Annotated in this window: 7 protein-coding genes; 3 read left to right on the top strand and 4 right to left on the bottom strand. The window is 69.2% G+C overall.

The window, feature by feature from the left end; genetic code table 11:
- Window positions 1–418: 418 nt before the first annotated feature.
- Complete coding sequence (locus QH290_RS21605) at window positions 419–871, top strand: universal stress protein (protein ID WP_280384748.1); 453 nt, start codon at window positions 419–421, stop codon at window positions 869–871.
- A 78-nt stretch (window positions 872–949) separates the two neighbouring features.
- Here the strand turns inward: QH290_RS21605 and QH290_RS21600 are convergent, their stop codons facing one another.
- Both QH290_RS21600 and QH290_RS21595 read right to left on the bottom strand, forming a co-directional pair.
- The gene (locus QH290_RS21600; protein WP_425303634.1) at window positions 950–3187 is read right to left on the bottom strand and encodes a HelD family protein; all 2238 of its coding nucleotides are present in this window, start codon (window positions 3185–3187) and stop codon (window positions 950–952) included.
- A gap of 243 nt (window positions 3188–3430) precedes the next feature.
- Window positions 3431–4771 (bottom strand): diguanylate cyclase domain-containing protein, encoded by a 1341-nt coding sequence (locus tag QH290_RS21595; protein ID WP_342213209.1) that lies wholly within the window; start codon window positions 4769–4771, stop codon window positions 3431–3433.
- 210 nt (window positions 4772–4981) lie between these two features.
- On the opposite strand from QH290_RS21595, the gene QH290_RS21590 reads away from it, so the two are divergent.
- Both QH290_RS21590 and uvrA read left to right on the top strand, forming a co-directional pair.
- Window positions 4982–6172 (top strand): beta-ketoacyl synthase N-terminal-like domain-containing protein, encoded by a 1191-nt coding sequence (locus QH290_RS21590; protein WP_280263417.1) that lies wholly within the window; start codon window positions 4982–4984, stop codon window positions 6170–6172.
- Window positions 6173–6374: 202 nt separating this feature from the next.
- A complete protein-coding gene (uvrA, locus tag QH290_RS21585; protein ID WP_280384744.1) occupies window positions 6375–9326 on the top strand; it encodes an excinuclease ABC subunit UvrA in 2952 nt (983 codons plus the stop codon).
- A 23-nt stretch (window positions 9327–9349) separates the two neighbouring features.
- Here uvrA and QH290_RS21580 read toward each other — a convergent pair whose 3' ends face one another.
- The gene (locus tag QH290_RS21580; RefSeq protein ID WP_280384742.1) at window positions 9350–10000 is read right to left on the bottom strand and encodes an HAD family hydrolase; all 651 of its coding nucleotides are present in this window, start codon (window positions 9998–10000) and stop codon (window positions 9350–9352) included.
- A complete protein-coding gene (locus QH290_RS21575) occupies window positions 9997–10995 on the bottom strand; it encodes an FkbM family methyltransferase (protein WP_280384741.1) in 999 nt (332 codons plus the stop codon). Before QH290_RS21575 ends, QH290_RS21580 begins: the two co-directional genes overlap by 4 nt.
- Between the last annotated feature and the right edge of the window lie 160 nt (window positions 10996–11155).

Below are 11155 nucleotides of genomic sequence, written 5' to 3'. Positions count from 1 at the left end.
TTACTCCCCCAAAAATCCCCCCTCCCCCCCGCCCACCCGGGGGGGGGGGGGGCCGCCAATTTTTCAAAACCCCCCCCCCCCCCCCCCCCCCCCCGCGCCCCCCCCCCCCCCCCCCCGCGGGTGGTGCGCCGAAATGCGGTGCTGTGACGAAAATCCCAGTGGCACAATACCGTTCGGTCCGATGTCGCGGATCGCGGTGGTACCGCGCAATACCGGAATCGCCGCTGGTAGCGCGGGTCCTTTCCGGATCCGGCGCGCGAATGTGTGCTGCGCGTTACTCGGCACGCGGGTGTGATGTGTTGCGATTTGGGATATTTCCGGCCTGACACCGGTTATGGTCTAGCGCAGTTGCCGCGCGGTGCCCGCAGTCACGGGCGAAACGCGCCGGCATCCGACCCGTTGCACGTTTGGAGGAGAGATGACCGCCTACCGATCCATTGTCGTCGGTACCGATGGCTCGGACTCGTCGTATGTCGCCGTCGAGAAGGCCGCCGCATTGGCCGGTGACGCGGGCGCCACCCTGTACGTCGCCTGCGCGTACTACCCGACCGATGATCGCGATGTCGCGGCCGCGGCCGATGTGCTGAAGGAGGAGGCATATCAGGTTCGCGGCTCCGCGCCGACCAACGAGATCCTGCGCATCGCGCGGGACCGGGCCGTCGCCGCCGGTGCCGCCAACGTCGTGGAGAAGGCCATCGTCGGCGAGCCCGTCGAGTCGCTGCTCACGCTGATGAAGGAGGTGGAGGCCGATTTGCTGGTGGTCGGCAACCGCGGCCTCAACACCCTGACCGGGCGGCTGCTGGGTTCGGTGCCCTCCGACGTCGCCCGCAAGTCCCGCACGGATGTCTTGATCGTCCACACCGTGCGCTGAGCCGCCATCCGGCGACAGCAGACGAAACAGAGCGGCCGTGAACAGATTCGCCTGTTCACGGCCGCTTCGTCTGTCAGATCACTCCGCCTGCTTCAGCCTGCTCAGCACATCGGGTAGTTCGCTCGTGTGCACGACGGATAGACGCTGGGTGGCGCGGGTGAGCGCGACGTAGAGGTCGTTGAGGCCGCGCGGGGATTCGTCCAGCACGGCCTGCGGCTCCACCAGGATCACCGCGTCGAACTCCAGGCCCTTCACCTCGGCGACCGTCAGGACGCGCACGGAATCGCCTGCCAGGCCCGCGTAGTCGCCGAGGCGATCGTGGGGGACGAGCACCGCGGTGATGCCGGGCCGCTCCGCCTCCTGCGCCACGAGTCGAGCCGCAGTGGCTACGGCGTCGTCCGCGTCGACCCGGAAAGCCGCTGGCGGGCAACCCGATTCGCGCACCGAGCGGGGAGCCTCCGCGCCCGGATCGATGGCGGCCAGCACATCGGCGGCCACCGCCATGATCTCCGCCGGGGTCCGGTAGTTGACGGTCAGCTCGGCGAGCTTCCACCGCTTGGCCACATACGGTTCCAGCACGCGCTGCCACGACGAGGCCCCGGCCGGATCGCCGGTCTGGGCGACGTCGCCGACGACCGTGACCCAGCGATTGGGAATGCGCCGCATCACCATTCGCCACGCCATCTCCGAAAGCTCCTGCGCCTCATCGACGATCACATGCCCGTAGGTCCAGGTGCGGTCGCCCGCGGCGCGCTCGGCGGTGGTCTGGCGGGTGCCGACGTGCTGGCGCTCGGCCAGCTGGCTCGCGTCGATCAGGTCGTAGGCCATGAGGATCTCCGGGTCCAGCTCGTCCTCGAGATCCTGTGGCGCGGAACCGGTCAGGATGTCCAGGGCGTCCTGTGCCTCGGCGAGCTGGGCGCGCCAGCGGCGCCGGGCGCGCTCGCGCTCCTCGGCGTCGTCGACCCCGAGCAGCTCGGCCAGCTCGTCCAGCAGCGGCGCGTCCGCCGCGCTGAATCGCCCGTCGTCGGGCCGGTACAGCTCCTTGCGGTCCTCCGGCGACAGCTCCCCGGCGGCGCGGGCCAGCCGGTCGGGATCGGCCCACAGCCCGGCCAGCACCTCCTGCGGCGACAGCACCGGCCACAGCTTCGCGATCTCGCGCTGGATGTCGGCGTCGGCGCGCATCTCGTCGCGGATCTCGGTGAGATCGGCCTGGCTCAGCAGATTGCGGGTGCCGCCGGTGATATCGCGGCCGAGGATCTCGGCCAGCTGATCGGTCAGCGCGTCGACCACGGAGGCGGCGAAGATGGGCCGCGCCAGGTTGTGCGGGCGCCGCGAGGACCGCGCGCGGCCGCGGGCCTTGGTGACGATCTTGCGGTCCAGCGTCAGGTCGTAGCCGTCGAAATGCAGCGGGATCGGCTCGCGCGGCACCTGCTGCCAGTCCCGCACGCCCTTCTTCAGCACCTCGAGCATGTCCAGCGAACCCTTCAGCTCGCCCGCCCGCAGCGAATCCTCCAGCGCCGCGCGCACTCCCGGATACAGGTCGCCGATGGTGGACAGCAGGACGCCGGTCTCGCCGAGCGAGGGCAGCACCTGGCCGATGTAGTCGAGGAAGGTGGTGTTCGGGCCGATGATCAGCACACCGGCCTTGTCCAGCTGCTGGCGGTAGGTGTAGAGCAGGTAGGCCGCGCGGTGCAGCGCCACGGCCGTCTTCCCGGTGCCGGGCCCGCCCTGCACCACCAGCACGCTCTTGTGCTCGGAGCGGATGATGGCGTCCTGCTCGCTCTGGATGGTCTCGACGATGTCGCTCATATGCCCGGTGCGGGCCGCGTTCAGGGCGGCGAGCAGCGCGCTCTCGCTGCCCACGCCGCCCGCGTCGGATTCCAGCGCGCCGTCGCTGCGCGCCAGGTCCAGATCGAGGTACTCGTCGGTGACGGCGGTGACCCGGCGATTGCGCGAGCGGATGTGCCGCCGCCGCGTGACGCCGTCGGGCTGGGCGGTGGTGGCGAGGTAGAACGGCCGGGCCAGTGGCGCCCGCCAGTCCAGTAACAGAGTCGCGTAGTCGTCGTCCTCGTCCAGAATGCCGAGGCGACCGATATAGCGGACTTCTCCGGCACCGTTCGCTGTGCCGGACGCGTCGTCGCCCGCCGCTCCCGCCAAATCTATTCTGCCGAAACACAGCCCGTGCTCGGCCGCATCGTATTTCGCCAGATCTTCGGTATAGAGCTGCGTGAACGATTCGCGCTCGCTGCGCGCCTGCGGGGTGCCGCCGGCCTCCAGCAGCACGGTCTTCAGGCGGCGCTGGGCGTATTCGCGCATGGCGTCCAGGCGCTGGTACAGCAGCGTGAGGTGGTCCTGCTCGCGGTCGATGTCGGCTGCGCGGTCGGTCGCCGGGCGATCCTCGGTGAGGCGGTCGGGCAAAACGTCAACTCCTTGTCACCACGGGTCGGCCGCGGAGTGGCCGCGTGCAGAGAAAACAGAGTTGTCGAGTCTAGTTCGGGTTCTGCTCCCGCGCCGTAATCCCAGGTGAGGGCTTGGGCACTTCGAGGATCGCCGGGTCTTTCAGGAGGCGTGCGTACTGTTCGGGCGCCGCCCGAGGCTGTTGCCCTCGCGGCGGGCGTCCGGCTTCGCACGGTACATCGCCAGATCGGCGTCGTGCAGCACGGCCTCGGGGGTGCGGGTATCGCCGGGGCGCAGGGGAGTGACGCCGATGGACGCGTCGACGTGGATGCGGTGCCCGCGCGCGATGATGGGCTCGGCCATGCTCTGCCGCAGCCGCATCACCAGCGTGTCCAGATCGACCGGCAGGGTGTGGCCGGACAGCAGCACCAGGAATTCGTCGCCGCCGATGCGGCCCACCACATCGTCGCCGCGCAGACTGCGCTGCAGGCGCTGCGCGACGATCTGCAGCACGGTGTCGCCGATGGCGTGGCCGAGCGAGTCGTTGATGGTCTTGAAGCCGTCCAGGTCGATGAACAGCACCGTCGACACCGGCAGGTCCTCGCTGGTGCCCAGCGCGGCCGCGAGCCGCGAGAGCACCAGCGAGCGGTTGGCCAGTCCGGTCAGCGGATCGTGGGTGGCCTGATACTCCAATTGCCTTCGGCTGGCCCGGAATTCGGTGATGTCGTTGAACGACGACACCGCGGGGGAGTCCGGGTCGCCGGGGTTCAGCAACCGGCTCGAGCCCGACAGCCAGCGGCGCTGCCCGTCGGGCCGGTCCACCCCGAACACGTAGCGGGTGATGGTCTCCCCGGTGGCGAGGGTGCGGGCGACGGGATGCCGCATCGGCGGCAGCGGCTGGGCGTTGGCGTCGAGCAGGGCGAGCGGCAGCGCGTCGATCCGGGTGCCGACCAGATCGTCGCCGTCGTGGCCGAAGATCCGCATGGCCGCGGGGTTGACCGATTCGATGCGCCCGTCGCGGTCGATCACCACCACGCCCTCCTCCAGCTGGGAGACGACCGTGGTGAAGTGCTGTTCGGCGCGCCGCTGCGCGGCCTCGGCGTGGCGCTGCGCGGTGAGGTCGTGGATGACCACCTGGTAGGCGAGCCGGTCGTGCCAGACGGTGAGCACGGAGACGGTCTCGACGTCGACGGTGTCCCCGTCGGTGCGGATGAGGGTCATCTCGGCGGGGTCGGAGGCGTCGCCGGTGGTCTCGAGGCGGCCGATCCGCTCCAGCATGCCGGGGATCGACTTCGGGTCCACGAACTGCGTCACGGGCAGCCCAACCACCTGCTCGGTAGACTCGGCGCCGAGTAGCCCTACTATTGCTGGATTAGCAAATACGATGATGCCGCGCTCATGGACCACGACCCCGTCGGGACTGTGCTCGACCAGGGTGCGGTACCGCTGGGCAAGCTGTTCGGCATCGACCGGAAGCTCCCGGTCGTCACCCACCTCAACCACACGTACCCCCTGATCATCGATGATTTTCGTCAACGGCACATGGGATCATTCTGATATCGACGTGCACAAGATCACAGCGTCGACGGTATTGGATGTGTCACAGTTCGGGCACTTCATCGGGCCCTGATTGGCGATCATTACAGCTACCGGTTTGCTCAGTGATGGCAGATTGTTCGCTATCCGGCCCGGGACCGGTGAAGGAGCGATGCGATGCCAAGCACCACCACCCCGCAGCCCGCGGAACAGTATCAAGATCATATGACGATAGCCGGGATCGGTGTCGTCAGTGGGTACGGCTGGGGACGCGAGACGCTCTGGCAGGGTCTGCTGAGCGGCAAGTCCGCGGCACGACTGTACCCAGGGTACGGCCCCGGCCGCGACGAGCACGCCTGGGTCGCCCGACTACCCGACGGCGGTGATCCCGCGGTCAGCCCGAGCCGCTACGCGCGGGCGATGCACCAGTCGGCGCGCGAGGCGATCACCGACGCCACCGAGCGCGGCTGGCGGCCCGGGCGCACCGTGGGCCTGCTGCACGCGATCGTGCTCGGCGACGTCTACGACTGGCGCGATTTCTACACCGTCGACCACGGCCACCGCCGCTCGCGCGACTACCTGCGATTACTCCCGTCGACCCCGATCGCGGTGCTGATGAAGGAGTTCGGCTTTCACGGTCCGTCGATGAACGTGTCGGCGGCGTGCAGTTCGGCCAACGTCGCGCTGATCACCGCGAAGCTGTGGCTGGACCAGGGTTTCGCGGACGACGTCATCGTGGTGACCACCGATGTGTCGGGCAGTCCCGACATGGTCGAGCATTTCGTGCGGATGGGGGCGGCGGTGTCGGATACCGAGCCGCTGGAGGCGTGCCGTCCGTTCCAGGAGGGGAGCCGGGGTTTCAGCTTCGGCGAGGCGTCGGTGGCGTTCGTGGCCACCCGCGCCGCCGAGCGCCCCTACGTCTCGGTGCTGGGCGGGGCCATGACCAACGACGCCCACCACGTCGTCTCGGTCGAGCCCAGCCTCGAGCAGATCTTCGAATGTGCCCGCCGTGCACTGGATTTCGCCGGTGTGCGCCCGTCGGACATCGCCTATTACAACGCCCACGGGCCCGGCACCAGGCAGTGCGATGTCGCCGAGGCCACGCTGCTGGGCGACCTGTTCTCCGATGCCCCCCGGCTCTACTCGGTGAAGCCGCTGACCGGTCACTGCATGGGCGCGGCCGCCGGGGTCGAGGTGGCCGCGGCGGCGCTGGGGTACGAGCGGGGCGTGGTGCCCGCCGCCCCGATCGTGGCCCCGGCCCATCCGCGTTTGCTGGACGGGCCGACGCCGTTTGCCGGGGGCTACACCGTCAAGACCTCCCTCGGTATGGGCGGGCACAATTCGGTGCTCGTGCTCGGCCCCGCCTGAGCGGCCGGTGTCCGGCGGCTCACACGGGTCTCGGCGGGCCGTGGCGCGTAGGCTGGATCAGTGCGGTCGCGGGGAGTCGACCGCCGAAATCCCTGGTCTCGTGTCTCGATGCCCGCTCGAGCTCAAACTTGTCGGTGGGTGTGCCTAGCATGACGGCGGGGGTAATTCTGGACGCCGAGACACGATCGAGAAGGGACGGCCTGTGGCGGATCGCCTGACGGTGCGCGGAGCGCGGGAGCACAACCTCAAGGGGGTCGACATCGACCTCCCCCGCGACAGCCTCATCGTGTTCACCGGACTGTCCGGGTCCGGCAAGTCCAGCCTCGCGTTCGACACCATCTTCGCCGAGGGGCAGCGCCGCTACGTCGAGTCGCTGTCGGCCTACGCGCGGCAGTTCCTCGGCCAGATGGACAAGCCGGATGTGGACTTCATCGAGGGCCTGTCGCCCGCGGTATCGATCGACCAGAAGTCCACCAACCGCAATCCGCGGTCCACCGTCGGCACCATCACCGAGGTCTACGACTACCTGCGCCTGCTGTACGCGCGCGCCGGTACCCCGCACTGCCCGGTCTGCGGCGAGCTGATCGCCAAGCAGACCCCGCAGCAGATCGTCGACCAGGTGCTGGAGATGGAGGCGGGCATCCGGTTCCAGGTGCTGGCGCCGGTGGTCCGCACCCGCAAGGGCGAGTTCGTCGACCTGTTCGATCAGCTGAACACGCAGGGCTATTCGCGCGTGCGGGTGGACGGCGTGGTGTACCCGCTGACCGACCCGCCGAAGCTGAAGAAGCAGGAGAAGCACGATATCGAGGTGGTCGTCGACCGCCTCGCCGTGAAGCCGACATCCAAACAGCGCCTGACCGATTCGATCGAGACGGCGCTGCGGCTGGCCGACGGCATCGTGGTCCTGGATTTCGTCGACCGCGACGAGCACGCGCACGACCGCGAGCGCCGCTTCTCCGAGAAGCTGGCCTGCCCCAACGGCCATCCGCTCGATATCGAGGATCTGGAACCGCGCTCGTTCTCGTTCAACTCGCCCTACGGCGCCTGCCCCGACTGCACCGGTCTGGGCATCCGCAAGGAGGTCGACCCCGACCTGGTGGTCCCCGATCCCGACCTGAGCCTGAACGAGGGCGCGATCGCGCCGTGGTCGCGCGGGCAGACCGCCGAGTACTTCACCCGGCTGCTGTCGGGCCTGGCCGAGTCGATCGGCTTCTCCATGGATACGCCGTGGAATCGGCTGCCCGCCAAGGCCCGCAAGGCCGTGCTGGAGGGCAGCACCGACCAGGTGCACGTGTCCTACACCAACCGCTACGGCCGCAAGCGCTCCTACTACGCCGATTTCGAGGGCGTGATGCCGTTCCTGCAGCGGCGCATGGACAACACCGAGTCCGAGCAGATGAAGGAGCACTACGAGGGGTACATGCGGGATATCCCGTGCCCGGTGTGCAACGGGGCGCGGCTGCGGCCCGAGATCCTCGCCGTCACACTGAATTCCGACGGGGGACGGCGGTCCATCGCGGAGGTCTGCGATTTCTCGATCCGCGACTGCTCGAAGTTCCTGAACTCGCTCGAGCTGGGGGAGCGGGAGGCGGCCATCGCGGGCCAGGTGCTCAAGGAGATCCAGGCCCGCCTGGGCTTCCTGCTCGACGTGGGCCTCGAGTACCTGACGCTGTCGCGGGCGGCGGCCACGCTGTCCGGCGGTGAGGCCCAGCGCATCCGGCTGGCCACCCAGATCGGCTCCGGCCTGGTCGGCGTGCTGTACGTGCTCGACGAACCGTCGATCGGGCTGCATCAGCGCGACAACCGCCGGCTGATCGAGACGCTGTCGCGGCTGCGCGATCTCGGCAATACGCTGATCGTGGTCGAGCACGACGAGGACACCATCCACTCCTCGGACTGGGTGGTCGACATCGGCCCGATGGCGGGCGAGCACGGTGGCCAGGTCGTGTACAGCGGCCCGTACCAGGGCCTGCTGAAGGACCCGAATTCGCTGACGGGCGCGTATCTTTCGGGCCGCGAGCAGATCGAGGTGCCGATGGTGCGGCGCCCGGTGAACAAGAAGAAGCAGCTCACCGTCGTCGGCGCCAGCGAGCACAATCTGCGCGGCATCGACGTGAATTTCCCGCTGAGCGTGCTGACCGCGGTCACGGGCGTCTCCGGATCCGGCAAGTCGACCCTGGTCAACGACATCCTGGCGACGGTGCTGGCGAACAAGCTGAACGGCGCGCGGCAGGTGCCCGGTCGCCACACCCGCATCAACGGCCTGGACAATCTGGACAAGCTGGTGCAGGTGGACCAGTCGCCGATCGGCCGCACGCCGCGCTCGAATCCGGCCACCTACACCGGCGTGTTCGACAAGATCCGCACGCTGTTCGCCGCGACCACCGAGGCCAAGGTGCGCGGCTATCAGCCGGGGCGGTTCTCCTTCAACGTGAAGGGCGGCCGCTGCGAGGCGTGCTCGGGCGACGGCACGCTGAAGATCGAGATGAACTTCCTGCCCGACGTCTACGTCCCGTGCGAGGTGTGCCACGGCGCCCGGTACAACCGGGAGACCCTCGAGGTGCACTACAAGGGCAAGACGATCGCCGAGGTGCTCGACATGCCGATCGAGGAGGCGGCCGATTTCTTCGAGCCGGTCACCTCGATCCACCGCTACCTCAAGACGCTCGTCGACGTGGGCCTGGGCTACGTCCGGCTCGGCCAGAGCGCCCCGACACTGTCCGGCGGTGAGGCGCAGCGCGTCAAGCTGGCCGCCGAGCTACAGAAGCGCTCGACCGGCCGCACCGTCTACATCCTCGACGAGCCGACCACGGGCCTGCACTTCGAGGACATCCGCAAGCTGCTGGGCGTCATCAACGGCCTGGTCGACAAGGGCAACACGGTCATCGTCATCGAGCACAACCTGGACGTCATCAAGACCTCCGACTGGGTCATCGATATGGGCCCGGAGGGCGGCTCCGGCGGCGGCACCGTCATCGCCCAGGGCACCCCGGAGGACGTCGCGGCGGTACCGGAAAGCTACACCGGCCAGTTCCTGAGCGAGGTACTCGCGGCGCAGCCGTCGGCGAAGGCATCCGGAAAACCCAAGTCCCCCAAGCCCACAACCACCAAGGCGAAGAAGGCCCCGGCCAAACGCAAGGTCGCGGTGGGCTGAGCCGCGCGGCGCGATCAACGCAGTCACCCGGCGGTGACACCGCCGAGCCAGGAGGACAGGACGGGGTCGGTGAGGCTGTCGCTGTGGGCGTCTGCGGTGGGTAGTCGCGGTGGCGCGCCGACGTGGAGAACCGCGAGCCCGGCGGCGCGGGCGGAGGCGGCGCCGGTCGCCGAATCCTCGACGGCGAGCGTCCGGTGCGGTGCGACGCCGAGCCGGTCGCACGCGGCCAGATACAGATCGGGCGCGGGCTTGGGGTCGCGGACTTCGTCGCCCGCGATGGTGATGTCGACGAATTCGCCGAGCCTGCCGCAGCGCAGGCTCAGGTCGAGCACGTCGCGGGGCGCGTTGCTGGCGATGGCCACCGGGACCCGGGCCGCGGTGGCACGCACGACGTCGACGGCGCCGGGCAGCAGCGCGGCCGAGGTCGGTAGCTGGTCGATGATCGCCGACAGCAGTTCCTCGGCGAGCGGGGCGGGGTCGGTGCCGAGCGCCGCGGCGGCAAGGGCGGCGATGGCCGGGAGCGCCGAACCCTGTGCGGCCGTGTGGATATCGTGTCCGCAGCGGCGATGCCGCCGCGCGAATACGGTGTCGAAGGCGCGCGCCAGGCACGGATGGGTGTCGACGAGCGTGCCGTCGCAGTCGAAGACGACGGCGGCCGGGGGTACCGGGATCACCGGGGCGCGGAGTGCCCGCGGAGCCTGCCGGTCCCGGTGCGGCTGTCGATCACCCGGGCGCCGATCGGGTCGCGGGTGAACAGCTGCTGGTGGTGGCCGGGTGGGGAACCGTCCTCCAGATGCGGGCACGACCGGGGCTGCAGACCGGCGGCGGCGAGCGCGGCGCGCACCGGTGCGCCGTCGATGTATTTGTCGTGGATCTCGATCAGCAGCCGGTCCACCCGATTCAGCCAGCGGGGCCGGTCGCGCAGGAGATCGAGTTCGCCGCCCTCGATGTCGATCTTCATCAGGTCCACCCGGTCGATGCCGTGCTCGTCGAGCAGGGCGGCGACGGTGCGGGCGGGCACGGTGACGGCCGGGCGCGGCATGGCGTGCTCGATGCGGTGCGGGCTCGACAGCCGATGCTCGCCGACCTCGGGCACCGCGGTGGCCGTGCACCAGTAGCCGCTGACGAAGAACTCGAGCTCACCGTCCGAGGAGGAGGCGGCGCACTGCTCGACGATCCAGGGCGCGTCGGCCAGGGCCGCGTTGCGGCGCAGCACCGCGGCGTTCTCGGCGAGCGGTTCGATGGCCAGCAGGGTCGACGGCCGGTATCGCGCCGCGAGGTACGCCGACGCCAGACCGCTGTTGGCACCTATGTCGACTATCGTGTCGAGCCGCGAGATCGGTTCGGGCAGTTCGTAGTTGCGGTGGACGAAAACCTCCCACAGCACGATGAGGTCGCTCTGGTTGGTGCGCAACGCGATCCGGGCGCGACCACCGCCGGGAGTGCTCCAGGTCTGGGTGATGACGCGGTCGCTGTCCAAGGGCGTGCCGAGCTGGCCGCCGAACCGGCGCGCCATCCAGTACGGCGCGGTCACCCGGCTCCATCCGCGGGCGTGTGCGGCGGCCAGGGCCATCGCGTGCGCGCAGGACACGGCCTCGCGGGCCAGGACCGCCGCGACGCTGCGGCCGTCGTGGATATCCGCGTCACCGCGCAGGTATTCGAACGGCATGAATCTCCTCCGGGAATGCCAGGGAGGAATCGCGGGCTGTCGCACCCACTCCGCAATTGCCTCGACGGGTACCGTGCTGAACAGGCAATTCGTATTCATTCGCGAACTTTGATCTTGATCTTGATCGTAGACCTCGCCTGTGGCGCTCGTGGGTTCGCCA

The organism is Nocardia wallacei, from assembly GCF_029869545.1.
Taxonomy (GTDB): Bacteria; Actinomycetota; Actinomycetes; order Mycobacteriales; family Mycobacteriaceae; genus Nocardia; species Nocardia wallacei_A.
Note: the sequence above shows the minus strand (reverse complement) of the source record. Positions and strands in the feature narration are given on the sequence as shown.